At 30.5% G+C, this 26002-nt stretch carries 27 protein-coding genes and 1 tRNA gene; 15 read left to right on the plus strand and 13 right to left on the minus strand.

The window, feature by feature from the left end; translation table 11 throughout:
• Positions 1-5 precede the first annotated feature (5 nt).
• Together prmA and BXY80_RS13000 are read left to right on the plus strand one after the other, a co-directional pair.
• Positions 6-842 (plus strand): 50S ribosomal protein L11 methyltransferase, encoded by an 837-nt coding sequence (prmA, locus tag BXY80_RS12995; RefSeq protein WP_120202635.1) that lies wholly within the window; start codon positions 6-8, stop codon positions 840-842.
• A 62-nt stretch (positions 843-904) separates the two neighbouring features.
• Entirely contained in the window at positions 905-1180 is a 276-nt protein-coding gene (locus tag BXY80_RS13000) for an ATP-dependent Clp protease adaptor ClpS (protein WP_120202637.1), read from the plus strand.
• Here the strand turns inward: BXY80_RS13000 and BXY80_RS13005 are convergent.
• From BXY80_RS13005 to BXY80_RS13020, 4 genes are all read right to left on the minus strand, one after another.
• Positions 1177-1446 carry a heavy-metal-associated domain-containing protein gene (locus tag BXY80_RS13005; RefSeq protein ID WP_120202639.1) on the minus strand — a complete coding sequence of 90 codons (270 nt, stop codon included), beginning with the start codon at positions 1444-1446 and terminating at the stop codon, positions 1177-1179. The genes BXY80_RS13000 and BXY80_RS13005 overlap by 4 nt on opposite strands.
• Positions 1447-1448: 2 nt before the next feature.
• Positions 1449-2855, minus strand: a complete 1407-nt coding sequence (locus tag BXY80_RS13010; RefSeq protein ID WP_120202641.1) for an MBL fold metallo-hydrolase — start codon at positions 2853-2855, stop codon at positions 1449-1451.
• 71 nt (positions 2856-2926) lie between these two features.
• Entirely contained in the window at positions 2927-3340 is a 414-nt protein-coding gene (locus tag BXY80_RS13015; RefSeq protein WP_120202643.1) for a DUF6691 family protein, read from the minus strand.
• Between the two features lies 1 nt (position 3341).
• Positions 3342-3902, minus strand: coding sequence for a YeeE/YedE family protein (locus BXY80_RS13020; RefSeq protein WP_120202645.1), 561 nt, complete (start codon positions 3900-3902; stop codon positions 3342-3344).
• A 103-nt stretch (positions 3903-4005) separates the two neighbouring features.
• Here BXY80_RS13020 and BXY80_RS13025 point away from each other — a divergent pair.
• Positions 4006-4079 (plus strand) — tRNA-Arg (locus BXY80_RS13025).
• Positions 4080-4130: 51 nt separating this feature from the next.
• Here the strand turns inward: BXY80_RS13025 and BXY80_RS13030 are convergent.
• Both BXY80_RS13030 and BXY80_RS13035 read right to left on the minus strand, forming a co-directional pair.
• Positions 4131-4850: a LytR/AlgR family response regulator transcription factor gene (locus tag BXY80_RS13030; protein WP_120202647.1), complete on the minus strand. Its 720-nt coding sequence runs from the start codon at positions 4848-4850 to the stop codon at positions 4131-4133.
• Positions 4843-5907 carry a sensor histidine kinase gene (locus tag BXY80_RS13035; protein ID WP_120202649.1) on the minus strand — a complete coding sequence of 355 codons (1065 nt, stop codon included), beginning with the start codon at positions 5905-5907 and terminating at the stop codon, positions 4843-4845. The genes BXY80_RS13030 and BXY80_RS13035 overlap by 8 nt, the downstream gene beginning before the upstream one ends.
• 167 nt (positions 5908-6074) lie before the next feature.
• Here BXY80_RS13035 and BXY80_RS13040 point away from each other — a divergent pair, with 167 nt between their 5' ends.
• Both BXY80_RS13040 and BXY80_RS14025 read left to right on the plus strand, forming a co-directional pair.
• Positions 6075-6467 (plus strand): YciI family protein, encoded by a 393-nt coding sequence (locus tag BXY80_RS13040; RefSeq protein ID WP_120202651.1) that lies wholly within the window; start codon positions 6075-6077, stop codon positions 6465-6467.
• Positions 6468-6595: 128 nt separating this feature from the next.
• Entirely contained in the window at positions 6596-7471 is an 876-nt protein-coding gene (locus BXY80_RS14025; RefSeq protein ID WP_211328356.1) for an ankyrin repeat domain-containing protein, read from the plus strand.
• Here BXY80_RS14025 and BXY80_RS13050 read toward each other — a convergent pair.
• The gene (locus BXY80_RS13050; protein WP_120202653.1) at positions 7468-7620 is read right to left on the minus strand and encodes an SsrA-binding protein; all 153 of its coding nucleotides are present in this window, start codon (positions 7618-7620) and stop codon (positions 7468-7470) included. The genes BXY80_RS14025 and BXY80_RS13050 overlap by 4 nt on opposite strands.
• A 603-nt stretch (positions 7621-8223) precedes the next feature.
• Between BXY80_RS13050 and BXY80_RS13055 the strand changes: the two genes are divergently transcribed.
• Positions 8224-10203 (plus strand): endonuclease, encoded by a 1980-nt coding sequence (locus tag BXY80_RS13055; protein ID WP_120202655.1) that lies wholly within the window; start codon positions 8224-8226, stop codon positions 10201-10203.
• A gap of 76 nt (positions 10204-10279) precedes the next feature.
• Here BXY80_RS13055 and BXY80_RS13060 read toward each other — a convergent pair whose 3' ends face one another.
• Together BXY80_RS13060 and BXY80_RS13065 are read right to left on the minus strand one after the other, a co-directional pair.
• Positions 10280-12214, minus strand: coding sequence for a M56 family metallopeptidase (locus BXY80_RS13060; protein ID WP_120202657.1), 1935 nt, complete (start codon positions 12212-12214; stop codon positions 10280-10282).
• A gap of 2 nt (positions 12215-12216) precedes the next feature.
• On the minus strand, positions 12217-12576 hold the full coding sequence (locus BXY80_RS13065; protein WP_120202659.1) for a BlaI/MecI/CopY family transcriptional regulator: 360 nt from the start codon (positions 12574-12576) through the stop codon (positions 12217-12219).
• A 154-nt stretch (positions 12577-12730) separates the two neighbouring features.
• Here BXY80_RS13065 and BXY80_RS13070 point away from each other — a divergent pair, with 154 nt between their 5' ends.
• The 4 genes from BXY80_RS13070 to BXY80_RS13085 all read left to right on the plus strand — a co-directional run bounded on the left by BXY80_RS13070 (position 12731) and on the right by BXY80_RS13085 (position 18511).
• Entirely contained in the window at positions 12731-13672 is a 942-nt protein-coding gene (locus tag BXY80_RS13070; RefSeq protein ID WP_120202661.1) for a calcium/sodium antiporter, read from the plus strand.
• A gap of 138 nt (positions 13673-13810) precedes the next feature.
• Complete coding sequence (locus BXY80_RS13075) at positions 13811-15997, plus strand: glutamine synthetase III family protein (RefSeq protein WP_120202663.1); 2187 nt, start codon at positions 13811-13813, stop codon at positions 15995-15997.
• Positions 15998-16577: 580 nt separating this feature from the next.
• Positions 16578-17297, plus strand: a complete 720-nt coding sequence (locus BXY80_RS13080; RefSeq protein ID WP_245977306.1) for a Curli production assembly/transport component CsgG — start codon at positions 16578-16580, stop codon at positions 17295-17297.
• A 35-nt stretch (positions 17298-17332) separates the two neighbouring features.
• The gene (locus tag BXY80_RS13085; RefSeq protein ID WP_120202665.1) at positions 17333-18511 is read left to right on the plus strand and encodes an AIR synthase related protein; all 1179 of its coding nucleotides are present in this window, start codon (positions 17333-17335) and stop codon (positions 18509-18511) included.
• 26 nt (positions 18512-18537) lie between these two features.
• On the opposite strand, the gene BXY80_RS13090 is transcribed toward BXY80_RS13085, so the two are convergent.
• The gene (locus BXY80_RS13090) at positions 18538-18825 is read right to left on the minus strand and encodes a hypothetical protein (protein WP_120202667.1); all 288 of its coding nucleotides are present in this window, start codon (positions 18823-18825) and stop codon (positions 18538-18540) included.
• Between the two features lie 115 nt (positions 18826-18940).
• On the opposite strand from BXY80_RS13090, the gene prfA reads away from it, so the two are divergent.
• Genes prfA through BXY80_RS13105 form a run of 3 tightly spaced genes read left to right on the plus strand, consistent with a single transcriptional unit; the run spans position 18941 to position 21653 of the window.
• On the plus strand, positions 18941-20017 hold the full coding sequence (gene prfA / locus BXY80_RS13095; RefSeq protein ID WP_120202669.1) for a peptide chain release factor 1: 1077 nt from the start codon (positions 18941-18943) through the stop codon (positions 20015-20017).
• Between the two features lie 38 nt (positions 20018-20055).
• Positions 20056-20868, plus strand: coding sequence for an orotidine-5'-phosphate decarboxylase (pyrF, locus tag BXY80_RS13100; RefSeq protein WP_120202672.1), 813 nt, complete (start codon positions 20056-20058; stop codon positions 20866-20868).
• 8 nt (positions 20869-20876) lie between these two features.
• Positions 20877-21653: an ABC transporter substrate-binding protein gene (locus tag BXY80_RS13105; protein WP_120202674.1), complete on the plus strand. Its 777-nt coding sequence runs from the start codon at positions 20877-20879 to the stop codon at positions 21651-21653.
• Here the strand turns inward: BXY80_RS13105 and BXY80_RS13110 are convergent.
• Positions 21650-21856, minus strand: a complete 207-nt coding sequence (locus tag BXY80_RS13110) for a Lacal_2735 family protein (protein WP_120202676.1) — start codon at positions 21854-21856, stop codon at positions 21650-21652. The two genes, BXY80_RS13105 and BXY80_RS13110, sit on opposite strands and share 4 nt — an antisense overlap.
• A gap of 253 nt (positions 21857-22109) precedes the next feature.
• Between BXY80_RS13110 and BXY80_RS13115 the strand changes: the two genes are divergently transcribed.
• Entirely contained in the window at positions 22110-22610 is a 501-nt protein-coding gene (locus BXY80_RS13115; protein ID WP_120202774.1) for a hypothetical protein, read from the plus strand.
• 173 nt (positions 22611-22783) lie between these two features.
• Here the strand turns inward: BXY80_RS13115 and BXY80_RS13120 are convergent, their stop codons facing one another.
• Complete coding sequence (locus tag BXY80_RS13120) at positions 22784-23491, minus strand: DUF4197 domain-containing protein (protein WP_120202678.1); 708 nt, start codon at positions 23489-23491, stop codon at positions 22784-22786.
• A 264-nt stretch (positions 23492-23755) separates the two neighbouring features.
• Between BXY80_RS13120 and BXY80_RS13125 the strand changes: the two genes are divergently transcribed.
• Positions 23756-24829, plus strand: a complete 1074-nt coding sequence (locus BXY80_RS13125; protein WP_162843318.1) for a TlpA family protein disulfide reductase — start codon at positions 23756-23758, stop codon at positions 24827-24829.
• Positions 24830-24865: 36 nt separating this feature from the next.
• Here the strand turns inward: BXY80_RS13125 and BXY80_RS13130 are convergent, their stop codons facing one another.
• Positions 24866-25966 (minus strand): OmpA family protein, encoded by a 1101-nt coding sequence (locus BXY80_RS13130; RefSeq protein ID WP_120202682.1) that lies wholly within the window; start codon positions 25964-25966, stop codon positions 24866-24868.
• Positions 25967-26002 lie beyond the last annotated feature (36 nt).

The following is a 26002-nucleotide window of genomic DNA, read 5'->3' on the forward strand; positions in this document are numbered from 1 at the left end:
CATACATGTCAAATATCATTTATATAGGTTATTATTTTAAAGTGCTGCCGTTGCAACCAGCAGTAGAAATTTTAATTGCTGAACTTGGTTATGCAGGTTTTGAAAGTTTTGTTGAAACCCAAGAAGGTGTTACTGCCTATATTCAAAAAGAAGAATGGTATGATACTATTCTTGATGAAATTCACATACTTAAATCTGATGAATTTCAAATTTCTTATGCATTTGAAGAAATTAAGCAAACCAATTGGAATGCAGAATGGGAGAAAAATTTTAATCCAATTATAGTTGATGATATTTGTGCAGTAAGAGCACCATTTCACGAAAAGTTTAATACACAATATGATATTGTAATTGAGCCTAAAATGAGTTTTGGTACTGGTCATCATGAAACCACACATATGATGATTCAACACATTCTAAAAAATGAATTTGCAGATAAATCAGTTTTAGATATGGGTTGTGGTACAGGAGTTTTAGCTATTCTAGCAGAACTAAAAGGCGCAAAGCCTATTGATGCTATAGATATAGACAATTGGTGTTATATAAATAGCTTAGAGAATGTCGAACGAAATAATTGTAAGCGTATTTCAGTTTATGAAGGCGATGCTAGTTTATTAAGTGGTAAGAAGTATGACATTGTTGTAGCTAATATTAATAGAAATATTCTGCTTAATGATTTAAAAACATATGCTTCTTGTTTAAATGAAAATGGAATGCTACTTTTAAGTGGATTTTACAAAGATGATATACCAATTATTGAAGCTAAATGTAATAAACATAAGTTAAGACACGTTGAAACTCTAGAAAAGAACCATTGGGTTTCATTAAAATTTATAAATTAGCTTTAGTTTTATAATATTGAAATTTATTGGTTACTGATACTGTAAACTGAATACTAAAAGAAATGAGTACTAGAGAAAAAACATCAGAAGAGGTTCTTCTAGATGAAGACGTCTTAAAAAATAATGAGATTGTGTTGTTTAATGATGATGTTAATACATTTGATCATGTTATTGATACACTTATGTATGCATGTGATCATACACCAGAACAAGCAGAGCAATGTTCTATCATTGTTCATTATAAAGGAAAATGTACTGTAAAAACAGGTTCTTATGATGAACTTGAACCTCGTTGCTCTATGTTATTACAAGCTGGATTAAGTGCTGAAATTGTCTAACTGTTAATTCTTCCTACAGCACAACTCACAAAAGATTTTGCCTTTTTTGTAATTGGATTTAATTCTCCTTCAGCTGGATATCCTAATTTTGATAACAATGCTTTAGCTTCATCATAATCATTTTCAGTTTCATAAGAAAAAGAAACAGAATGATTATCATTATCTACTATTACATTGTTAATATGCTTTAAATCTTCAAGTCGTGTAATAATTGTGTTAGCACAACCACCACATTTTAAGTTTTGTATATTTAGTGTTGTTTTCATAATTAAAGTGTTGAAGGACAAACAAAGTCGGTTAGTTTTAAGTCGGTTTTTTTAATAGCATTAAAACCTCCAGCCACATCTACAACATTGTGAAATCCACGAGCTTTTAAAATAGAAGCAGCAATAACCGAACGGTAACCACCTAAGCAATGTACGTGATAGGTTTTATTTTTTTCTACCTGATTCATATTTGTATTAATATAATCTAAAGCAAAATGCTGTGCATTTTCTATATGTGAAGCAGTAAATTCTCCATCTTTTCTAACATCTAAAATATTAGTGTCAGTATTTTTTACATGCTCAGCAAAAGTTTCAGCCGAAATAGATTTAAGGGTTTCAATGTCTTTCCCTGCAGCATTCCATGAATCAATACCACCTTCTAAATAACCAAGTGTATTATCATAACCAACACGAGATAATCGTGTTACGGCTTCAGCACTTTTACCTTCAGGAACAACTAAAATAATAGGTTGCTTTAAATCTGTAATTAATGCACCAACCCATGGTGCAAATCCGCCATGTAAACCAATAAAAATAGAATTTGGAACATGACCTTTAATAAAATCACTTTCACGTCTTACATCTAACACTAATGCACCTTCATGATTAGCTAAAGCTTCAAATTCTTCAACATTTAATGCTACATTACCAGTTTTTAAAACGTTTTCAAAAGTGTCATATCCAGTTTTGTTTAGCATTGCATTTTTAGCAAAATATTGAGGTGGTGGTGCAATACCGTCAAGAACCTCTTCTACAAACTCTGCTTTAGTCATGTTTTCTCTTAAGGCGTAATTGGTTTGTTTTTGATTACCAATAGTGCCAACTGTTTCTTTACTTAAATTTTTCCCACAAGCTGAACCTGCTCCATGTGCTGGATATACAATAACATCATCTGCTAAAGGCATAATTTTATTGCGTAAAGAATCGTAAAGCATTCCTGCCAAATCCTTTTTTGTTAAATTAGATTTTATAGCTAAATCTGGTCTGCCAACGTCGCCTAAAAATAAGGTGTCTCCAGAAAATATAGCGTGATTTTTTCCGTGTTTATCGATTAAGAGGTATGTAGTTGACTCTAATGTATGTCCTGGTGTATGTAAAGCTTTAATTGTGATATTCCCTATTTTAAATTCTTCATTATCTTCTGCGGTATGGATATCATAATTGGTTGTTGCTCCGGGTCCAAATACTATAGTTGCTCCAGTTTTTTTTGCTAAATCTACATGGCCAGAAACAAAATCGGCATGAAAATGCGTTTCAAACACATACTTTATTTTTGCATTGTTTTTATTTGCTTTTTCTACATATGCTTGAGTTTCTCGCAAAGGATCAATAATTGCAACTTCACCTTGAGACTCAATATAATAAGCACCTTGTGCTAAACAGCCTGTGTATATTTGTTCTATAGTCATAATAATTCGCTTAGAATTTACAAAGATAAGGAGTAATACTATTCTATAATATGATATATGTTATATTTTAGTTAATGTGGTAATTTGTCTTTTATTACACCATAAATATAGGTACCAAAAGTAGCTGCGCCTAAAACAATTAAAACTGAAAATGCTCCTGTGCCAACTAATATATACATTGGTCCAGGACAAGCGCCAGATAAAGCCCAACCTAAGCCAAATAGTATTCCTCCAATAATATATCGATAAAGACCTCTTTCTTTTTTTGGTACGTTCATTACTGCTCCATTTATGTTTTTGAATCTTAGTTTTTTTGTTAGTAGCATAAGGATTATTCCTGTAGTAACAGCACTTCCAATGATTCCGTACATATGAAATGATTCAAACTTAAACATTTCATAAATACGATACCATGATACAGCTTCAGATTTTACGAGTACAACTCCAAAGATAATCCCGACGAGTAAAAATTTTAAATACTTCATATTAACCAAAAATTAAAGGAAATACTAAATGAATCATAATCAATCCACCGATAAAAAAACCAATTACAGCTACAAGTGATGGTAATTGTAAACTACTTAGTCCTGTAATAGCATGACCAGAAGTACAACCACCTGCATATCGCGTTCCAAACCCTACTAGAAAACCACCAATAATTAAAATGGTTAATCCTTTAATGCTAAAAACAGAGTCCCAACTATACAATTCTGCTGGTAGCAATGTTTTGCCTGCATTTTCAAAACCTAGCTGTGATAATTCTGAAACAGTTTTTGGGTTTAAATCTATATTGGTAGGAATGGATAAATAGTGGTGCGCAATAAAACCACCAATTATAGCTCCAAGAACAACAGTAAGATTCCATTTTTGAGATTTCCAATTAAAGTCAAAAAATTTAGTTTTTTTTCCTGCGCCTGCAAGTGTGCAAAAAGTTCTTAAGTTAGACGACATGCCAAATGTTTTTCCGAAATAAATAAGAACAAACATAATTAAAGCAATGAGAGGACCTGAGATATACCAAGGCCAAGGTTGTAATATAGATTCCATAAACTTGTTTTGAAATAGAGCTCAAAAATAAGAATTTAGAATTTTGAAATAAATAGTTTGGTAGTTTTTTAATAAAAGTGCTATATTTGCATCCCAATTTAAAGGCCTCGTGGCGCAACTGAATAGCGCACTTGATTACGGCTCAAGAGGTTATAGGTTTGAATCCTATCGAGGTCACTAGAATTAAATCGCAATTATCTTTTTAGATGTTGCGATTTTTTTGTTTTATTAATATTTAGTTGACTTTTTAATTTTAAAACCTCCTTTTAAATAAAAAAAATGTTGAGTTATATTTCTAACTTCTTTTTCAATATAGTTTTTGTTGATTATAGTGGATCTATTTACTCTTGAGAATGTTTCTTTTGGCAATATATGATGTATTTCTTTAAGCGTTTTTCTGATAAGCATAGTTGTTTTTTCAATTTTGAAAATTTTACAGTAATAACCATCAGCTTTAATTAAGATAATAGTATTAGGCAATAAATAATGAGTTTTAGTTCCTTCTACTAATATTAGTTTTTCTTCATTTGATTTAGTTTGTGTTTTGTGCAATAGTTTTAATAATGTGTTTATATCTGTTTTATATTGTTGCTGTTTTGCTTTTTCAATAGCTTCATTGAAACGATTCTCATCATATGGTTTTAAGAGATAGTCTGTAGCAGAGATATTAAAAGCTTTAACAGCATATTTATTATAAGCAGTTGTAAAAATGATTTGACCTTTAAATGGAGCTTTTAGATTTGATAAAACATCAAAAGCTGTCATGTCTTTTAACTCTATATCTAATAAAATTAATTCAGGATTTAAGTTGTTTATTGACTCAACTGCTTTTTTTCCAGTTTTCACTGTGTTTATTACCTCTAAAAAAGGGTTGTTGGTTGCAAATTTGTTAAGCCTTCTAAGAGCTGCGCCTTCGTCTTCTATAAGTAATGTGCTAATTTTATTCATTTAATTTTTTAAAAATTAATTCATTTATAACCCAATTTTCTTCTTGAAAAATTTTAAAAGTTGAGGCTTTATAAAAATGAGTTGATAAACGTTGCTTTACTAATTGTAATCCATTGCCTTCAGTTGTTTTGTTAGACAGTTTATTACCATTATTCTTTATAACAACTACTTTTTCTTTAGAGTTTACTTCGATTACTAAAATTAAGGTTTTATGGATGTTTTTAAACCCATGTTTTATTGAGTTTTCAACTATTGGTTGTAAAATCATTGCAGGAAGATTGAAAGAGGATTCTAGATTGTTAATTACCCATTTTACTTGAAGTTGATTTTCGTATCTAGCTTTTTCAATAGTAATATACTTTTTTAATAAAACTAGTTCTTCATTAATAGGTATCATTTTTTCTGGTTTAATATTCATAGAATATCTTAGCAAGTCGCTTAGTGAAATTAATGAATTTTGCGCCTTGATTTTGTTTTCATCTATTAAGGCTACAATACTATTTAGTGCATTAAATAAGAAATGAGGTTGTAGTTTAGCTTTGAGAGCATTGTGTTTAGTAATTATTAGCTCTTTTTCAATATTGTTTTTTAAAACGATTGTTTCTTTTTTGTCTTTAAAATAATTGAAAGCGAAAATTATTGCTGTTAAAAAGATATAACTCTTCAAAACGTTATGAAGATCGGTAATAAAAAACTTAGACACTGTATTGTAATACCATTCAATGTTAAGATAATTAGCCCAAATACCAAATACAAAAAAAATGGCTAATACGTATAAAGCCATATATCCCATACCATGAATTATAAAGAGTGAAACTCTTAAATAGTTGTCAAATTTTGAAATGAATTTGTATCCAGGTACGATCCATAAAAAAATGAGCAAAATTCCTATGATGTAAGTAATTATAGGGAATTTAAAAACCCACATCCAAGAATATTTTGGTGCAACTGTTAGTTTGTAAATTAAAGTTTGTAGAACATTTATTAAAACTAAAAGGCTCCAAGCTAAAATAAGCCAAGTATAGATGTGTTTAAATAAATGTTTGAGTGTTTTCATATCTTTAAAAATACCAAAAAGTTAAGATCTTAATTTTTATCTTACTTCTAATTTAGCGTGTTTTACTTCAAATTTTAACTATTTGATTTAAATTGATGTAATTATTTGGCTTTACTTCTTAAATTCTTGAGTTTAAAAGAATATTTAAACACTTAAACTTAATTTGTATGAAACCTATACTCTTATTATTGTTTTCTTTTTTATCGTTAAACTCTAGCTATAGTCAAGAAAAGAAAGCACCAGAATATGTGACGTATTATTTTGTTGAATTGATTCCGAATACTGAGAAAACAGATTTTACAGCAGAAGAGTTACGTGAAATTCAAACAAAACATTTAAGAAATATTAGAAAAATGGTAAGTGACGGATTGTTGTTGTTAGCTGGTCCATTTCCAGAAACCGGAGGAGGTTTGTTTATCTTGAAAACAAAATCTATAGATGAGGCTGAAAATCTAGTTATGATTGACCCAGCTGTAAAGGCAGGGCGATTTAAGTACGAAATAAAAACATGGATTACTCAAAAGGGCTTGCTAGCATTAGAAGATGGTATTAATGATTAAGTTTACTTTGAGTTGATAAATTAAATACTCTACTTCATATTTAATTAGTTACACTTCATTTTTATTTTTATTAACAACTAGTTCAGGTGTATGTGTCTAATTTTGAGTAAAAGTCAAATATAAAAGTCATGAATCGAAAAGCATTTATTAATAAAGGATTATTAACATCAGTAGGCGTTGTATTGGTTCCAACAATGGGGTTTTCAAAAGAGAGTCTAATTCAAAATGAAAAAACTAATCCGTTAGATAAAGAAATGGTATATCAATTTGTAGCTAAAGCACATGGTGATTTTAATACTGTAAAGGCAATGCTAAATAAAACACCTGAGCTTTTAAATGCTACTCATGATTGGGGAAATGGAGATTTTGAAACAGCTTTAGGAGCTGCAAGTCATATAGGTCACAATAGTATAGTGAAATTTTTAATAAGTAAAGGAGCTCGTTTTAATATGTTTACAGCAGCAATGCTAGGTGATTTTGTGATTATTAAACAATTATTAGCTAGCTATCCTGAACTTATTAATGCTAAGGGACCTCATGGATTAGATTTAATACATCATGCAAAAGTAGGAGGTGAGCAGTCAAAGCTAGTTTTAGAATTTCTACAAGATTTTAAAAATTTAGATAAAAAAGTTTTACCACCTAGAAAAGATACAGTTAAACCAAAAAATAGTTACGAAAAAAGAGCAGTAGCTATTGTTGATTTTATTCACAATCAAAACGGAATAAGCATAGAACAATTTGTTAATTTAAATTTTCATCCTGAATATATTAAGCAAAGCGGGAAAGCTTTTTTTAATAACGTTTTTAATAAATGTATAGAAGATATTCCACCAGCAAGTGTGATTTTTTTAGATGGTAAAAATAGTGATGGATCGTATAAAATGAAATTACAAAAAACTGATAAATCAACACATTATTATTTTAGATTTAAATTTTCAGATGTGTCTCCTCATTTGATTACTCAAATGGCAGCTGGAGGAAGTAGTAGAGTTTTTGACTAATCCAATGCGTTTTTGGTAACGTAAACTTTCCACCCAAATATTGCCATTTGCAATTTTGTAGCTTTACTTAAGTCTAAGCGTTGTTTAGTATAGCTAGGTAAGATTGCTTTATTCAATTTTGCTAAAAATTTGAATGCTTGTTTTTTCATTTTAAAAGTCTTTGAGGTAAAGATAATCTTTATTAAAAAATAAATGTAAAACTTATTCTAGACTAAGTTTTACACTTTTACTCGATAATCGAGATTTAATTGTTTTAAGTTACTTGCTTATATAATTGAGAAAATAACTTCGATTAAAAATATTGCTAATGTCATCATAGTGTTTTGGTTTTAAAGGTTAATATTTTACTTTGTTTTTCGATTGAGATTTCAATATATAGAATTGGTAATCTTACCGCCAAACGTTTATAATAAAATCTATGAAGTTGAATATAAAATTATAACTAAAAAGATGATATTGATTTCAAAAAAAATGTGACTATCTTATGTAATGTTATTATTTGTAACTTTAAATTAAGTATTAGTATATATATGTAATAATTCAAGGGTGTTTTTTATAGTGATTTAAAAAACCAAGGGAGCTTTTGTTATAAAAACTGCGATTTTTAGCGTTTTCATCTTTTTGTTTGAAATAAAAGAGAATAGTTCAGTAACCAAAAAACATATTAATATTTAGTGTCTGGTACTAAAATTTAAATGCATTTTACTTTATTAGGTTGTGAGTTGCTTACATTTGTAAAAATTCTCCTTTAAATGAAAACTAAAATTACCCTATTGGCATTTTTATGCCTTGTTCAATTGACTTTTAGCCAAGTAGTTATAAACGAATTAGATTGTGATACACCTGGAGTAGACACTTTAGAGTTTTTAGAGCTAAAGTCTGATGTTCCTAATTTTTCTTTAAATGGCTACGTTGTTGTCTTTTTTAATGGTTCTAGTTCTGGTATGGACTCAAGTTACCTAACAATAGATTTAGATGGTTATACAACAGATGTAAATGGGCTATTAGTGATAGGAAGTAGTTCTTTAATTCCGTTCCCTCAATTATTAATACCAGAAAGTGTAATACAAAATGGAGCAGATGCAGTTGCTATTTATCAAGGGAATGATTTTGATTTTCCAGGAGGAACTGTTGCTTTTTCTGGAACAGATCCTAGTACAGGAGCAACTTTAATTGACGCTTTAGCATATGATACGAGTGATTCTGATGATACTGTATTAATGGGTTTACTTGGTTTGTCTCAACAAATAAATGAAGGCTCTGGTAATAACACTAACTCTATTCAGCGTTTTGTTGATATTAATGATAATGTCACATACACATCAACTACACCAACACCAAGACAGTTAAATGATGGTTCTGGAATAATCTTTAATGGTGTAAGTGTTTCAGTAGCACAAACACAATATAATGAAGACGATACGTTTGATATTATTTTTACAACAGACACTAATGTAGCATCAGATTTAAATTTTAATATTAGTTTAAATAATGGAACTTTTGATGACACAGATTTTACCGGAAATACATCATTAACAATTCCTTCAGGCCAAAACACTACAAGTACTACAATTTCTCTAGTAGACGATAATGATGATGAAGGTGATGAGGTGTTAATTATATCAATGATAGATTTGGTCGAACCAATTATACCAAATAATGGTAGTATTCAAGTTAGAGTAGTAGATAATGATTTTACAATGGCATCATACGGAGTGCCAACTGCACCAACTTATGGCATGGTAAGTAGTACACAACCAACAGGATATTATGATAGTTTAGATGGTTTTGCTGATGCTCAATTAAAACAAGCTTTACAAGATATAATTGCAGAAGAAGGTGTTGTAAGGGCTCAGACTTACACAGATGTTATTGATATTTTAAAAGAAGCTGATCAAAATCCAGCAAATAGCAATCAAGTTTGGTTGTTATATACAGAAGAAGGACGAGCAAAATTAGATTTTCAAACATCATCTGATAATAACGGAAAATGGAATAGAGAACATACGTTTCCTAGATCAAGAGGTGGTTTTAATAGTATTGATGCCGATGATATTGCAGATGAAAGAAATATTTTTTGGAATACAACCGCAGATTCTCTACGACATGGTAATTCAGACGCTCATGCTTTAAGAGCTGCTGATGGTTCAGAAAATAGTTCTCGAGGAAATCAGCATTACGGGCAATATGTTGGACCTAGCGGCAATAGCGGAAGTTTTTATGGAGACGTGGCTAGAAGCGTTTTATATATGGAGATTAGATATAACGGTTTACAAGTGGTTGATGGTTTTCCTGATACGCCTGGTCAGTTAGGAGATTTAGCAGTCTTATTAGATTGGCACAGAAATGATCCTCCAGATGATTTTGAAATGAATAGAAACAATGTAGTCTATAATTGGCAGTTTAATAGAAACCCATTTATAGATCAGCCAGATTTAGTAGAATACATTTGGGGAAATATGGTTGGCCAAACATGGGATCAGCAATTAAGCGTTGAGGAACATAACTTATTGAATATCCAAGTGTATCCAAACCCAACATCTAATCGCGTTTATATTAAAGGCATTAAAAATAAAACAAAAGTTGAAGTGTTTTCTGTAGATGGACGCCAGATTAAAACAATAGGTTTGCTTGAAGACACATTTATAGATTTTAATTTACCAAACGGAATTTATATGTTGAATATATCTTCTGAAAATGAATTTATAGTAAAGAAATTGGTGGTTAAGTAAAACACCAACTTATATAAAATAAAAAACCTCAAGTCGACTAACTAAGACTTGAGGTTTTTTGTTGATAAGTGTAAGTCTAATTTTTGTTTTTAGTATACATTAGCACAACACCATCTTTTCCTTTTTTGCCATATTTTTCTGTGGCTTTATCTCCTTTTAAAACTTCAACTTTTTTTATAGTATCTGAGTTTATGTTCTCTATGTCTTTTTTAGAAATCTCTTTCCCATCTAAAATAAATAAAGGCTTTTCATTAGCATCTGATATAAAAACAAGATTGCCTTTGTCAGAAGTTTTTATTTCAAAATGATTGTCGTCATCGTCATGCAAAATGGATACTTTACTTTTTCCATTATTTTTAATAACATAAACATCTTCATGATGGTTTTCTTGTTCGTTATCAGTATCGCTTTCTACTATTACTTCTACAACATTATGATCATCATCTCCAGATAATATTTGCACATTTTTGCTTCTCTTTATCTTTTTGTGTTTTCCATTCTTTCCATTGCTTCTAATAATGATTTTGTCTTCATTACTATGGTGTTCATGTTCCGTATCACAGTTATGTTTATTTTTTTCGTCACAATGATGTTCATGCTCATCGTCATCAGAAAACACAAATACATTGTTTCCTTTTCCAGACTTGTAAATTTTATGTTTTCCTCCTTTAGATTTGTAAGCAAAAGTATTGTTACCATGTTGATAATGACCATTACCAATTGAGATGTTATTGTTTTTAGCATCAAAAACAATTTTAATTGGCTCTATCGTTTCATCAGAATTGACATTGTAACTTGTGCTTGAGTTTTTAGATTTTGCTTCAATTTTTATAGCAGTAATTTCTCCATCACTATTACGTTTAATGCTTTTAAACTTAATAGTTATTTCTTTCTTTTTAAATGAGGCTTTTATCTCATCTAAATCACTATCTGATGCATTTTTGGTAACCATAACCATTTCAACATCGTTATTGCCATGTGTTACTTTTGTTTTCTGTTTTGTACTAGTGAGTTTACTTGCTTTTTTTTGTGAACTTTTAGTAGCAACTCGTTGATCTGTTCTTTTTTCTTCTATTGTATTTGAAGATAAGTTAGCTGTAGTGTCTGTTAATAAATTACTAGTTAGATATGGGCCTAATATTGGTGTTTGCTTTTCAACTAAAACATGTTTTGTATTAAAGCTCATTAAAAATAATGCTAGCGCAGGAAGTATAAACATGTATTTCCAGAGACTTGATTGTTTTGATTTTGGTTTGTGTAACATAACGATTCGATTTTTGATTAATGAATTATAAAAATTATTTGTTAATGCTAATTGATACTGCGGCACACTGGTTTTTAGTAATAGATGCTGATAGCTTTTTTCACAGTTAGATTTTTGTTGTGCCTTGTTGTCGGCTATAAATTCTAAATTTTGTTGAAGTTCTTTTTTATATAGCCAAATAAGCGGATTGCACCAAAATACAATTGTTGCTATTTCTATAAGAATGATGTCTAATGAGTGGTATTGGTTTACATGTACTTTCTCGTGCGTAATAATTTGCTTGAGCTCATTATTATTAAACTGATTTGGATTATAAACTACCCAATTAAAGAACGAGAAAGGAGAAATGTTATCTTCTACTTTTACGTGTATATATTTACCCGAACGATATTTATTACTTCTATATATAAGAGTAGATAAAGAATACATTTGAATAAGCAAACGCGCTCCCAAAATACTCGTACCTAAAAAATATAATACTAAAAATAGCGAATCCCAGTTTATAGTCTCAATAGTTTCACTAGATTCTATAGTTGTAATTATATTGTTAGAAAATGTATGAAGCGTTTGTTTAGGCTCAATATAGGTGTATATAGGAATTATAATTAATGGCGCAACAAAAGATGTTATGACACCAATTATAATAAACCATCTGTTACTTTGAAAAAAAGTTTCACGCTGTAAAAATAGTTTATAACATACATAGAATATACCAATTATTACTGATGCTTTTATTAAATATGCCATGATTATTTTTTATTTTCAATAAGTTTTATAATCTCTTTTAGCTCATCAACGCTTATTTTTTCCTCTTTAGCAAAAAAGGAAACAACATTTTTATATGAGCTATTAAAATAATTGTCAATTGCAGAATTCATAAAGCGTTTTCTGTAAGCCTCTTTACTAATTACAGGAAAGTATTGATGTGTTTTTCCATAAGCATTATAACTAACATAACCTTTGTCTTCTAGGTTTCTTATAATAGTAGAAAGTGTATTATAATGTGGTTTGTCTGTAGAAATCTCTGCTAAAACATCTTTTACAAAAGCTTTTTCTAGCTTCCAGAGTACATGCATTATTTCTTCCTCTTTATTGGTTAATTTTTGCATAAGCTTTTTAATTCAAAATAGTTTGATAAATCAAACCTATAACTATTTTCGTAGTTACACAACTATTTTAATAGTTATTTAACGATTTTTTTAGTTTTAGTTAAAGATTAAAATGAAATAGTATCTTCGCATTCAAAATATTGGTACATTATTTATGAGCTTGTTCTGGATTATTTTAGGATTGATTTTATTGGTTGTAGGAGGTGAGTTTTTGGTAAGAGCTTCTGTTGCACTATCATTTAAGTTTAGTATTTCTAAGTTAGTAATAGGTATGACCGTTGTTTCATTTGCAACATCAGCACCTGAGCTATTAGTGAGTTTAAATGCTGCATTGTCAGGCTCTCCAGCTATAGCAATAAATAATGTTGTTGGTTCTAACATTGCTAACATCGGTCTTGTATTAGGTATTACTGCTCTTATTGGTTCTATAGCTGTCGATAAATCATTTTATAAATTAACATGGCCGTCAATGATGGTTTTTTCTTTGTTAATGTATTATTTTTTATATAATGACGATCAACTTACTTCAATTGAAGGTGTTGTGTTGTTAGTAGCATTAATCATATTTTTAATTGTGCTTATTAAAAGCTCTAAAAAAGAAGAGGAAATTGAAGATGTAGATGATGCGCTTGCCAATGTTAGAAATTATAAAATTTTTGTTTGGCTACTAATAGGCGCAGTTGCATTGTATTTTGGTTCAGAATGGTTAGTCGATGGCGCAAAAGAAATGGCAGTTGCTTTAGGTGTAAGTGAAGCCGTAATATCTGTTACCATGATAGCAATTGGTACAAGTGTTCCAGAGCTTGCAGCTTCTGTAATTGCTGCTGTTAAACAAGAAAGAGCAATTTCTTTAGGTAACTTAATTGGGTCTAATATTTTTAATATAGGTTCAGTTTTAGGGATTACATCTATAATTAAAACAATTCCAGTAACAGAACCTCAAATTTTGACACGAGATATATTTTGGATGCTAGCGTTTGCTGCGGTATTAATTCCTTTAATACTGTTGCCTAAACAACTTCAAATAAGCAGATACAAAGGTTTAGTTTTGGTAGCTGGTTATGTTTGTTTTATTTATTTAGTCTTTAAAGGGTGATTTTTAAAGGGTGCAATCTTAAAATTTTATTTATTATTAGTATTTAACCCTGTTTTTTTTAGGGTTGAATGGTTTTTTAGCATAAATTTAATAAATTTGTCCCTGTTAAAATTAGTTTAAGCAATTAAAATTATAATTATGTCAACTTTAAGATTTCATGCTATTAAAGAATCTCTTAACCGTAAACCAATTGAGATAGAAGAAAAAGAACGCCGTTCTGCTATGTTTGGATCTAATGTGTTTAACGAAACAGCTATGCGTCAATATTTAACTAAAGCTGCTTATAATAGTGTTATGGACGCTATTAAAAATGGTTCTAAAATCGACAGGTCTGTTGCAGATCACATTTCTACAGGAATGAAAGAATGGGCTTTATCTAAAGGTGCTACTCATTATACACATTGGTTTCAACCTTTAACAGGTGCAACGGCAGAAAAACATGATGCTTTTTTTGAAACTATTGGAGGCGGTTTGGCTATTGAAAAATTTGGTGGAGGCCAATTAGTGCAACAAGAGCCAGATGCGTCAAGTTTTCCAAATGGAGGCATAAGAAATACTTTTGAAGCTAGAGGATATACAGCTTGGGATCCTACATCTCCAGCATTTATTTATGATACTACACTTTGTATTCCAACCGTTTTTGTGTCTTATACAGGTGAAGCTTTAGATTACAAAACTCCGTTATTAAGAGCACTTCAAGCAGTAGATCATGCTGCAGTTGCGGTTTGTAAATATTTTGATAAAAACGTTAAAAAAGTAAATGCATCTTTAGGTTGGGAACAAGAGTACTTTTTAATAGATAGTGCCTTGGCAAACGCTAGACCAGATATAGTATTAACTGGACGTACATTACTTGGGCATTCACCTGCTAAAGGTCAGCAATTAGATGATCACTATTTTGGCACCATACCAAATAGAGCAATGCAGTACATGAAGGATTTAGAAACAGAATGTATGCTTTTAGGTATTCCTGTTAAAACAAGACATAATGAGGTAGCGCCAAATCAGTTTGAATTAGCACCAATTTACGACGAAGCAAATTTAGCAGTAGATCATAATTCATTATTAATGGATGTGATGGATAAGATTGCCGACCGACATAATTTTAAAGTATTGTTTCATGAAAAACCATTTGCAGGCGTAAACGGTTCAGGAAAACATAACAATTGGAGTTTGAGTACAGATACTGGAGTTAACTTATTAGGCCCAGGAAAAACACCAATGAGTAATCTTCAATTTTTAACATTCTTTATTAATACAATTAAAGCAGTTTATGATAACGAAGAATTGTTAAGAGCGGCAATTGCGTCTGCAAGTAATGATCATCGATTAGGGGCAAATGAAGCTCCGCCAGCAATTATTTCAGTATTTATTGGCGAACAATTAACTAATGTTTTAAATGAATTAGAACATGTTACAAATGGTAAATTATCTCCAGAAGAAAAAACAGATTTAAAGCTAAATGTTGTTGGTAAAATACCAGATGTGTTATTAGATAATACAGATCGTAACAGAACGTCACCTTTTGCATTTACAGGTAACAAGTTTGAATTTAGAGCAGTAGGATCCACAGCAAATTGTGCAAACCCTATGACGGTTTTAAATGCTATTGTAGCAAAGCAATTAACAGAGTTTAAAACTGAAGTAGATGCGCTTATTGATAAAAAGGATATGAAAAAGGACGATGCCATTTTTAATATTCTTAGAGAGTATATCAAGAAGTCAAAACATATTTTGTTTGAAGGAAATGGTTATGGTGAAGCTTGGGAAAAAGAAGCAAAAAAACGAGGCTTAAGTAATAATAAAACAACACCTGAAGCACTTAAAGCCAAGGTATCTAAAAAGGCAATTAACTTGTATGGCGATTTAGGTATTATGAATAAAGTTGAGGTAGAAGCACGTTATGAGATTGAAGTTGAAGAGTATGTTTTGCGTATTCAAATTGAAGGTCGTGTTTTAGGCGATATTGCTCGTAATCATATAGTGCCAACAGCAGTAAAATATCAAAATGTTTTAATAGAGAATGTTAAAGGTTTAAAAGAAATTTATGGAGCAGATTTTAAAAAGCTAGCTAAAGAACAGTTAAATCTTATCGAAGAAATATCTAGGCATATTGAAGCTATAAATTCTAACGTTACAACAATGACTAACGAAAGAAAGAAAGCCAATAAGATTGAAAATGCTAACAAAAAAGCTGAGGCATATTGTAATAAAGTAAAACCTCTGTTTGATAAAATTAGGTATCATTCAGATAAATTAGAATTGCTTGTAGACGACGAGCTTTGGCCTTTAGTTAAGTATAGAGAGTTGTTATTTACTAAATAAATTTGGTTTTATTTCATTGATTATCAGTTAGGTTTAGGTAGTTGTGTACGTAGTCATACGTATATATAAAACCTGAAAAGGGTATTTCATCCTATTATTTTACAAATAATCGAAAATAAAGACAATGCCGCATGCACAGTAGTTTATTTCATTAAATTTGTAATGCTATTAATCAATTTTTGTAAAAATGAAAAAGTTACTACTAAGTGTGGCTGCATTAATGTTTGCTACCTTGTTGTTTTCTCAGGCCGACTCTAATGATGTTAAACAAGATTCAAATCAGGATGACATTGCTAAGACCGAAATGAAATTACAATTAGAATCGTAAACTAAATTTTGTTGCTTACAAAAAACGTTTTTAAGAGAAGTATCATATTTTTTGATTAACCTCTAAAAAAACTTAAAAGACAGATGAATTATAAATTGATTCATTTGTCTTTTTTTTTTTTTTTTGTGCAAATAACTCATTTAGAGTTGATTGTTAATTATTTTGTTATATTGCACTTTGTTCTAGCCCCAAAAATTGAACTTCAATTCTATTTTGTTATTAATTAAAAATGTTTAATTAATATTAAAATTGATGATAGCACAACCATTTTATATTAAAACATTAGCTATATTTATTTTGAGTTTTTTGTCATTCTCAGGGATTGCTCAAAATGCTAATGAAACAATAGAATTAACCTCTATTGAAACGGCCAAAAAGGCATCAGAAAAAGTGCCCAAAACAGAATTCTTTGATTTAAGAGGAAATAATGTATTTGACCTAGCATTAGGAACATCTGTAATAAATGGAGATTTTGTTGACCCTGAGTTTGAAATTTATTTTAGAATAGGTTACAAACGCTATTTGTTTCCACATTTAAATATAAATTTTAGCTATAATAAATTCAACCTTGCTTATATAGATGTCTATAATGAAGGATTTATGTCTTTTGATTTAAATCTTGAGTGCACAGTTTTGCCACATAGTAAATTTTCACCATTTGTTTTTGCAGGAGCAGGTTATAATGCTTCAAATCATTTTAAAGAAACAGCAACAAAATTTCAAGGCGGCGGCGGAATTGAGTATCTAGTTTTAGATGGTTTTGGTCTTAAGCTTTTTACAGATTATAACTATGTACTTAGCGATATTTTAGATGGATTAGAAGCTGGAAATTCTGATGACACCTATTTTAGATTAGCCTTTGGTGTTAACTTTTATTTTGGAGGAGCAAAGAAAAAAGCCAAGCTGTCAGATGGACAAGCTACAGTTATAGATTCTAATCTTTTAATTGATAAGAATTACACAAAAAAATAATTACAATGCTTATTTTTGCAACTCAATTGTAAGCAATGAGTCAAGATATAAGTAAGCGTTATGCACAAAGAGGAGTTTCTGCTTCAAAAGAAGATGTACACAACGCTATAAAAAACATTGATAAAGGGTTATTTCCTAAAGCATTTTGCAAAATAGTTCCAGATTATTTAACTAACGATGATGCATATTGTATAATTATGCATGCAGATGGTGCAGGCACAAAATCGTCATTAGCCTATATGTATTGGAAAGAAACTGGAGATATTTCTGTATGGAAAGGTATTGCTCAAGATGCCTTAATTATGAATATTGACGATTTACTTTGTGTTGGAGCAACAGACAATATTATGCTGTCTTCTACAATTGGTAGAAATAAAAATTTAATTCCTGGAGAAGTCATTTCTGCAATTATTAACGGAACGGAAGATTTAATTTCCGAATTAAAAAGTTTTGGAGTAACTATTCATTCAACAGGTGGAGAAACTGCAGATGTAGGTGACTTGGTGAGAACCATAATTGTAGATTCAACTGTAACTGCTCGTATGAAACGAAGCAATGTTATTGATAATGCAAACATAGAAGCTGGTGATGTTATTGTTGGTTTAGAAAGTTTTGGTCAAGCAACATATGAGAAAGAGTACAATGGTGGTATGGGAAGTAATGGACTTACTTCTGCACGTCATGATGTATTTCATAAATACCTTGCTAATAAATACCCAGAGAGTTTTGATGCATCTGTGCCAGAAGATTTAGTGTATTCTGGTCAAACTAAATTAACAGATACTGTTGAAGATTCTCCAATTGACGCAGGTAAATTAGTATTATCGCCAACGCGTACGTATGCACCAATTATTAAATCAATTCTTTCAAAGTATAATAGCGATACTGTACATGGTATGGTGCATTGTTCTGGTGGAGCACAAACTAAGATTCTTCATTTTATAGATAATTTACATATTGTAAAAGATAACATGTTTGCAATTCCACCTTTATTCAAATTAATTCAAGAGCAATCTAAAACAGATTGGAAAGAGATGTATCAAGTTTTTAATTGTGGACATCGTATGGAATTATACGTAACTCCAGAAATAGCTGAAGATATTATTTCAATTTCTAAATCGTTTAATGTTGATGCAATAATTGTTGGTCACGTTGAAGCATCAGAGAAAAAGAAACTGACTATAAAAAGTGAATTTGGAGTTTTTGAATATTAAAGGTTAAGTTATATTAGAAAGTGTAATCATTTAAATTCTTTAAATACAATTAAGAAGCTAATAGTGAGAACAATATCTATAATAAATATAACAGCAAATAACGTAAAGGTGTTAATGCCTAATTTTTTGTAAAAAGAGAATCTTTTCTTTTCATTAGTCTCTGTAACCAAATACCACACAAAAACTGCTAAAAACAATTTTGTTATGATGGCAGGAATTATTTCAGGATTAAAAAACCCTATAAGCGCATTAATAACAAAAGACCAAATAACAAAAGGTCTATAAAATGCAAGTATAGTTAGGAGTTTTTGCATGATATAATCTAAACGTATTTTGCTTTTAATTATTTCTTAATTGTTAATATGATTGTATTTCTAGATATTAAAAACTCATAAATTATTGTATTTTTGATGCAGAATTTTAGGATAGATGTTAGAGAAATTACAGATAATAAAGCAGCGTTTTGATGAGGTGAGTGATTTAATCATTCAGCCAGATATTATTACAGATCAAAAACGTTATGTTCAGCTTAATAAAGAATATAAAGATTTACGCTTGTTAATGGACAAGCGAGAAGATTATATTGAGTTGACAAATAACTTAAAAGAAGCCGAAGAAATTATAGCTGATGGCAGTGACGCCGAAATGGTAGATATGGCCAAAATGCAATATGATGAAGCAAAAACAGGTATTCCTAAATTAGAAGAAGAAATAAAAGTACTCTTAATACCTAAAGATCCAGAAGATGCTAAAAATGCTGTTGTTGAGCTAAGAGCAGGAACTGGTGGAGATGAAGCTAGTATTTTTGCAGGAGATTTGTTTAGAATGTACACTAAATATTGTGAAAGCAAGGGCTGGAAAGTAGATACAGTAGATTATAGTGAAGGTACAAATGGAGGTTTTAAAGAAATTCAGTTTGAAGTTACCGGTGATGATGTTTATGGCACCTTAAAGTTTGAAGCTGGCGTACATCGTGTACAGCGTGTACCACAAACTGAAACACAAGGACGTGTGCATACAAGTGCGGCTACAGTAATGGTGTTTCCTGAAGCTGAAGAGTTTGATGTAGAGATTAACCCTAAAGATGTAAGAATAGATTTTTTCTGTTCATCTGGTCCAGGAGGACAATCTGTAAACACCACGTATTCTGCAGTACGTTTAACTCACGTGCCTACAGGTTTGGTAGCACAATGTCAAGACCAAAAATCGCAGCATAAAAACAAAGAAAAAGCTTTTAAAGTATTGCGTTCTCGTTTATACGAAATGGAATTAGCTAAAAAGAACGCTGCCGATGCCGAAAAAAGAGGATCAATGGTAAGCTCTGGAGACAGAAGTGCCAAAATTAGAACCTATAATTATTCGCAAGGACGCGTAACTGATCATAGAATCGGGTTAACGCTTTATGATTTATCTAATATTGTAAATGGAGATATTCAAAAAATAATTGACGAATTACAACTCGCTGAAAATACTGAAAAGTTAAAAGCAAGCGACGAACATATTTAATATTAAGCCTCATTTTGAGGCTTTTTTTATAACAGCAAATGACAACACAACAACTTACTGAGCAAATTAAAAAAAAGAAATCTTTTCTGTGCATAGGATTAGATGTCGATTTAAACAAAATACCAAAGCATTTACTTAAAGATGAAGACCCAATATTTGCATTTAATAAAGCTATTATTGACGCAACACATAATCTTTGCGTAGCCTACAAACCTAACACGGCTTTTTATGAAGCCTACGGACTTAAAGGCTGGAAAGCACTTGAAAAAACGATAAGTTATTTAAATAAAAACCATCCAGAAATATTTACAATTGCTGATGCTAAACGTGGCGATATTGGCAATACAAGCACCATGTATGCTAAAGCCTTTTTTGAAGATTTAGCTTTTGATAGTGTTACTGTTGCACCTTATATGGGAAAAGATTCGGTAGAACCTTTTTTGGCTTTTAAAAATAAGCATACTATTATGTTGGCTTTAACATCTAATCAAGGCGCTTTCGATTTTCAAACTAAAACAGTAGATGGTAAAGAGTTGTATAAGCAAGTTTTAGAAACGTCAAAATCTTGGGTTAACTCTAAAAACTTAATGTATGTTGTTGGCGCAACTAAAGCCGAATACTTTGCAGATATTAGACAGATTATACCAGATAGTTTTTTACTAGTTCCAGGTGTTGGTGCTCAAGGCGGAAACTTGCAAGATGTTTGTAAGTATGGAATGAGTAGTAATGTTGGATTGCTTATTAATTCTTCTCGCGGAATTATTTATGCTTCAAATGAAATTGATTTTGCACAAGCTGCTGCTTTAAAAGCTAGTGAGTTGCAAAAGCAGATGGAAGTGATTTTAGAATAAATTAATGGGTGAAATTTAGAGACCAACTCAATAGAACTATACACTTAAAAAGTGTACCAAAACGCATCGTATCTCTAGTGCCAAGTCAAACAGAGTTGTTATGCGACTTGGGTTTGGAGTCTTCAATTATTGGCGTTACAAAGTTTTGTGTGCATCCACATTATATAAAAACTAAGGTTGCTGTTGTTGGAGGAACCAAGCAAGTTAATTTTGATAAAATTAAAGCTTTAGACCCAGATATTATTCTTTGTAATAAGGAGGAAAACACATTAGAAATGATTATTAGATTAGAGCAAATAGCTCCAGTTCATATAAGTGATATTTATACTATTGATGATTGTTTGGAACTAATAAAAATGTATGGTGAGCTTTTTTTGAAAAAGATGGAAGCAGAAACAATAGCTGAAAAAATTCAGACAAAGCATTTAGAATTTAAGACATTTATAGAAAAGAAACCTATAAAGAAAGTGGTTTACTTTATCTGGAAAAACCCATGGATGGTTGCAGCAAGCCATACTTTTATTAATGAAATGCTTAGGCTTAATAAATTTGAAAACAGTTATAAAAATTTAGAACGTTATCCAGAAGTTCAGCTAGACGAAATTAAAAAAAATACAGATTTAGTACTCTTATCAAGTGAACCATATCCTTTTAAAGAAGAACATATAAGTGAATTAAAAACGCATTTAAAAACACCTAAAATACAATTAGTTGATGGCGAAATGTTTTCGTGGTACGGATCCAGACTAACAAAAGCGTTTAACTATTTTAAAACACTACATTAATTATAGCTTACAGGAATCTGTTTGTTTTCTCTGTTTAAATACTTAAGTCTATTAAGTTTATTTAAAAGCTTGATCGCTTTGTATTCTGATATGTCACTTTGTGCATGATCAGTTTGACGTAAGTTGTAGGCTTGTTCAATAAGTTGCTTATAACGCAGTTGTAATTTGAGTTGGTGCTTTTTTATTTCAGATAAATCTTTCATTACTACAACGGTTAGGACATTAAATATATTTAAAATATTGCTAAACAGCAACTTAAAAGCTCTTAATGTTAATAAAAAAATCGACTTAGATTTTTAAGCCGACTTTTTACTAACCTAAATAAGGAATAAAGATGTATTCCTATGCTAACTAACTATTGCAAAGGTGAAACTTATTTAAATATTTAATGTTATGTTAATATTAGCGTTGTATTAAATGTTGTTCATTAATTTTAGAAGAATTAACACAACAGTTATGAAAACAATACTACTATTTTTTACTTTAATTATGACTTCTAGTTTAAGTGCGCAAACCACACCTTGTAATTGTTGTACCGAGAAACATGCTGAATTTGATTTTTGGATTGGAGAATGGACAGTCACAAACCCTGATGGTACATTAGCAGGAACAAACAGTATTGAAAAAATTCAAGACAACTGTATTTTGAGAGAAAATTGGGCAAGTGCAAAAGGAAAATATACAGGAACAAGCAACAACTTTTATAATTATAAAGACAAACAATGGGAGCAAGTCTGGATAGATAATCAAGGTGGCAGCTTACATTTAAAAGGAAATAGAGTAGGTAACCAAATGATTCTAAAAACGGACGAAGAAAAGAATAAAGATGGTCAGCCATTTTATCATCGAGTTACCTGGACCTTAAATGATGATGGTTCTGTTCGTCAATATTGGGAAACCATTACAAATAATAAAGATATTATAGTGGCCTTTGATGGCTTGTATAAGAAAAAGTAGTTTTGTTAGATGTTAGATGTTAGATGTTAGATGTTAGATGGTTATGGGAAAGACATTTTAATTGTGTTTTACTAATTTAGAATAATGTAGTTTTCACTAATCACTAATCACTAATCACTAATCACTAATCACTAATCACTAATCACTAATCACTAATCACTAATCACTAATCACTAATCTTGAAGCGCAAATACTTTCTTTAGTAAATCTGTTGTTCTAGACCCAACTTTGTTACGTATTTCTTTTTCTTCAACGGCAATCATTTTATAGACACCTTTTAAAGCTTCTCCAGTAACATAATCTGTTAAATCTGGATTTACATTATTAGTAAAAGGTAATGCGTTGTATTTGTTAATTAAGTTCGCCCAAATTTGATCAGCACCAACTTTAGAAAACGAATTATTAATTACAGGTTGAAATTTGTTGTATAACGATGTTTGCGTTTTACTAGTTAAATAAGATGTTGCGGCATCATCTTGTCCTAATAGAATGTTTTTTGCATCTGCAAAAGTGATGTCTTTAACAGCATTAATAAATATAGGAGTAGCTTCTTTTACAGCATCTTCGGCTGCTCTGTTTAAAATTTTTAGACCATCGTCAGCAAGGCTACTTAGTCCAATGTCACGTAAGGCTTTATCTACTTTTTTTAGTTCTTCAGGAAGTAATATTTTAACCAATTCGTTTTTAAAGAATCCATCTTTTTGCGTTAGCTTACTAACTTGTTTGTCGATACCAAAGTCTAAAGCTTGACGCAACCCTGAGGCAATATCAGCATTGCTTAAAACGCCTCCACCTTGTGGTAGCTGGTCTACAATACCTTGCAATTCTGCGCATGCAGTTAAATTAAAAATAAGAATAAAAGCTAAAATTTTTTTCAACATGGTTTAGGGTTTTTTATATCTTTAACAAAGATAAGTTATACAGGTGTAAGTTATTCAATTAGTATTCCAAATTTTATAATTTGTTCTAAAAAATAAAAACTTTAATTTATTGAAAATGAAGCAATAATTAAAATAATTAGGATAAAATATTATTTTAGCATAATAGTTGTTATTTACGACTAGAATTACAATTTATTTATGATTAATAGCACATATTTTAAACGGTCAATTTTTGTGTTTTTCATCTTGTTTTTTACAAGTTTCATGTCAGCGCAAATACGATTTTCTGAATATATTCAAAAATCAAAATCTGCACAAAGTGCTGAGAGCTCATTATTTTTTATTGATTTTTGGGCTACTTGGTGTGGACCATGTGTATATGCTTCAGAGTATTTAGGAGTATTGCAAAAACAGTATCCAAATCGTTTTTATGTAGTATCACTTACAAAAGAGAACCCAGATAAAGTTAGACGTTTTATAAAAAAGCATCCTACAGATTTAGCCGTTGCAATTGATTATAAGGGTGAGACTTTTGCTGCTAATAATACTAGAACCTTACCTTATGGATTATTGGTAAATGCTTATGGAGATGTTTTATGGAAAGGTAGTCCTACAGATTTTAAGCAAGGTGATTTAGAACGATTTCTTAGGCAAAATCAGAAAAGAAGAGATGTAGATATAGTGTTTAAAATTCAACGCATTAAAGAAGAGGTTGTAAAGGCAGATTATAAGCCAAAAGAGGATTTTGAAATTAAAGAATTAAAAAATCAAACTTTTGAAACGCTTATTGTTGAACCAAAGCAAGAGTTTGTTGAATATAGTGGTGATTTGCAAAGTATTTTAGCGTATCAATTAAAAGTGCTTAAAAGCCAAATTAATGTGCCGCCAGCTTTAAATAAAACATACCAAATTTTTGTAAGTAAAACTTCACCTTATTTTATTAATTCTAGTTTCGAAATTTTAGAGCATCTAAAATTAGATTTATTTCATACTGAGATTAAAGGTGAAGTAATGGTTTTAGATATTGAACAACCTCAGTTTTGGGATACAGAACAAATAGATTGGGGAAAGGATACTGCTAATTACTTAATTGATGATTCGCAAATACAAGCTGATAATGTATCGTTTAAAGATGTGATGTATCAATTAGCATTAGTTTTAGATATGCCAGTGGTAACAACTAATAATAAGCTAGATGTTAATAAGAAACATGATTGGCAAATACACCATAAGTTTTATGCTTTAATGCAAACAGATTTGCTAGACAATTATGGTATAAATGCTGAAAAGAAATTATCTAAATATAGAATGTATAGGTTAGAAAAAAAGGCTCCATAATTGGAGCCTTTTAATATTGAATAATACAACCTTTTCTTAGTTGTTTAAAATTCTAAATTCAGTACGTCTATTTTTTTTGTGTTGAGATTCAGCACAATCTACACCATTAGAGCAACGGTTTGTTAATCTAGATTCCCCATATCCTTTTGCAGATAATCTACTTCTAGAGATGCCTTTTCCAACCAAATAGTTTACAACAGAATTAGCACGTTGTTGAGATAAAGACATGTTGTAATCATCATTACCTCTAGAATCTGTATGAGATAAAATTTCGATGCTTACTGGCTTATCCTTTAAAATCGGTAATAAAGTTTCATCTATAACCCGTTTAGAAGCTGGAGTTAAACGAGCACTAGCTAGTTCGTAAAAAATTGGAATTACAGTTGGGTCTAAAAGAGCACATTCAACTTCTTCCCATGTAGTAATACCACCTTTCTTATCTAAAACAGTTCTGGTAACAGTTTCATTTCTGGCAGGTATAGTAGTACTTCTAGTTGTAGCTGGTGTGTCAACAACTTGGCGTGTAATAGTTTTGTACTCAGCAGGGATTTCAATTTTATCCATACGAGCAGGAGTTTTAATCACACGTTTTTTGTATGTTGACATTCTTTCAGGTACAGGATTGCTAGTTGTGCTAGCATCTGTAGCTAAAGTTGTAAATTGTACATCTCTAAAAGAAGCTGGATATTCAACAAAACATGCAGCAACACAATCGTCTTTATTTACTGATGGACAATCTTCAAGAATTTTGTACTCCCATCCAGAAGTAGCTGGATACGTTTCAAAAGTTCTAGAATCTCTTCCAAAAGTTGCAGGTACAATATTTAAATCAGTTCGACCTTCTTTACTTAAATAAGATACATCTACAGTTTCATATGTAGCTGGAGTATACGTGTATCTTTCTGTAGCTTCTTTTACCAATACTGTTTCTTCAACTGTTTTGTAAGTTGCAGGAACAATTTCTAAAGTTGTGTAGGCTGGATAAACTTGTAAAGTTTCAGTTACTTCCTTAAAAGTGTCTTTTGTAATACATTTTACATAGCATTTTCCAGGTTCCGGATTAGTTGGTAAGCCTTGAGCTTGTGCGAAACCTATGCCAGAAATAAGACATAAGCTTAAAAATAATTTTTGTTTCATAATAAAAATAGTTAATGGTTATAGTTGTATAACTGT

This window comes from Ichthyenterobacterium magnum (genome assembly GCF_003610635.1).
Lineage (GTDB): Bacteria > Bacteroidota > Bacteroidia > Flavobacteriales > Flavobacteriaceae > Ichthyenterobacterium > Ichthyenterobacterium magnum.

Bases quoted from the DNA above. Each gene is read 5' to 3' on its own strand.
- BXY80_RS13055 (WP_120202655.1), top strand. From the start codon at position 8,224: ATGAAAACTAAAATTACCCTATTGGCATTTTTATGCCTTGTTCAATTG.
- prmA (WP_120202635.1), top strand. From the start codon at position 6: ATGTCAAATATCATTTATATAGGTTATTATTTTAAAGTGCTGCCGTTG.
- BXY80_RS13040 (WP_120202651.1), top strand. From the start codon at position 6,075: ATGAAACCTATACTCTTATTATTGTTTTCTTTTTTATCGTTAAACTCT.
- BXY80_RS13060 (WP_120202657.1), bottom strand. From the start codon at position 12,214: ATGGCATATTTAATAAAAGCATCAGTAATAATTGGTATATTCTATGTA.
- BXY80_RS13015 (WP_120202643.1), bottom strand. From the start codon at position 3,340: ATGAAGTATTTAAAATTTTTACTCGTCGGGATTATCTTTGGAGTTGTA.
- BXY80_RS14025 (WP_211328356.1), top strand. From the start codon at position 6,596: ATGAATCGAAAAGCATTTATTAATAAAGGATTATTAACATCAGTAGGC.
- BXY80_RS13090 (WP_120202667.1), bottom strand. From the start codon at position 18,825: ATGCAAAAACTCCTAACTATACTTGCATTTTATAGACCTTTTGTTATT.
- BXY80_RS13050 (WP_120202653.1), bottom strand. From the start codon at position 7,620: ATGAAAAAACAAGCATTCAAATTTTTAGCAAAATTGAATAAAGCAATC.
- BXY80_RS13070 (WP_120202661.1), top strand. From the start codon at position 12,731: ATGAGCTTGTTCTGGATTATTTTAGGATTGATTTTATTGGTTGTAGGA.
- BXY80_RS13030 (WP_120202647.1), bottom strand. From the start codon at position 4,850: ATGAATAAAATTAGCACATTACTTATAGAAGACGAAGGCGCAGCTCTT.
- BXY80_RS13005 (WP_120202639.1), bottom strand. From the start codon at position 1,446: ATGAAAACAACACTAAATATACAAAACTTAAAATGTGGTGGTTGTGCT.
- BXY80_RS13000 (WP_120202637.1), top strand. From the start codon at position 905: ATGAGTACTAGAGAAAAAACATCAGAAGAGGTTCTTCTAGATGAAGAC.
- BXY80_RS13035 (WP_120202649.1), bottom strand. From the start codon at position 5,907: ATGAAAACACTCAAACATTTATTTAAACACATCTATACTTGGCTTATT.
- BXY80_RS13110 (WP_120202676.1), bottom strand. From the start codon at position 21,856: ATGAAAGATTTATCTGAAATAAAAAAGCACCAACTCAAATTACAACTG.
- BXY80_RS13075 (WP_120202663.1), top strand. From the start codon at position 13,811: ATGTCAACTTTAAGATTTCATGCTATTAAAGAATCTCTTAACCGTAAA.
- BXY80_RS13080 (WP_245977306.1), top strand. From the start codon at position 16,578: ATGATAGCACAACCATTTTATATTAAAACATTAGCTATATTTATTTTG.
- BXY80_RS13065 (WP_120202659.1), bottom strand. From the start codon at position 12,576: ATGCAAAAATTAACCAATAAAGAGGAAGAAATAATGCATGTACTCTGG.
- pyrF (WP_120202672.1), top strand. From the start codon at position 20,056: ATGACAACACAACAACTTACTGAGCAAATTAAAAAAAAGAAATCTTTT.
- prfA (WP_120202669.1), top strand. From the start codon at position 18,941: ATGTTAGAGAAATTACAGATAATAAAGCAGCGTTTTGATGAGGTGAGT.
- BXY80_RS13085 (WP_120202665.1), top strand. From the start codon at position 17,333: ATGAGTCAAGATATAAGTAAGCGTTATGCACAAAGAGGAGTTTCTGCT.
- BXY80_RS13115 (WP_120202774.1), top strand. From the start codon at position 22,110: ATGAAAACAATACTACTATTTTTTACTTTAATTATGACTTCTAGTTTA.
- BXY80_RS13020 (WP_120202645.1), bottom strand. From the start codon at position 3,902: ATGGAATCTATATTACAACCTTGGCCTTGGTATATCTCAGGTCCTCTC.
- BXY80_RS13130 (WP_120202682.1), bottom strand. From the start codon at position 25,966: ATGAAACAAAAATTATTTTTAAGCTTATGTCTTATTTCTGGCATAGGT.
- BXY80_RS13120 (WP_120202678.1), bottom strand. From the start codon at position 23,491: ATGTTGAAAAAAATTTTAGCTTTTATTCTTATTTTTAATTTAACTGCA.
- BXY80_RS13010 (WP_120202641.1), bottom strand. From the start codon at position 2,855: ATGACTATAGAACAAATATACACAGGCTGTTTAGCACAAGGTGCTTAT.
- BXY80_RS13125 (WP_162843318.1), top strand. From the start codon at position 23,756: ATGTCAGCGCAAATACGATTTTCTGAATATATTCAAAAATCAAAATCT.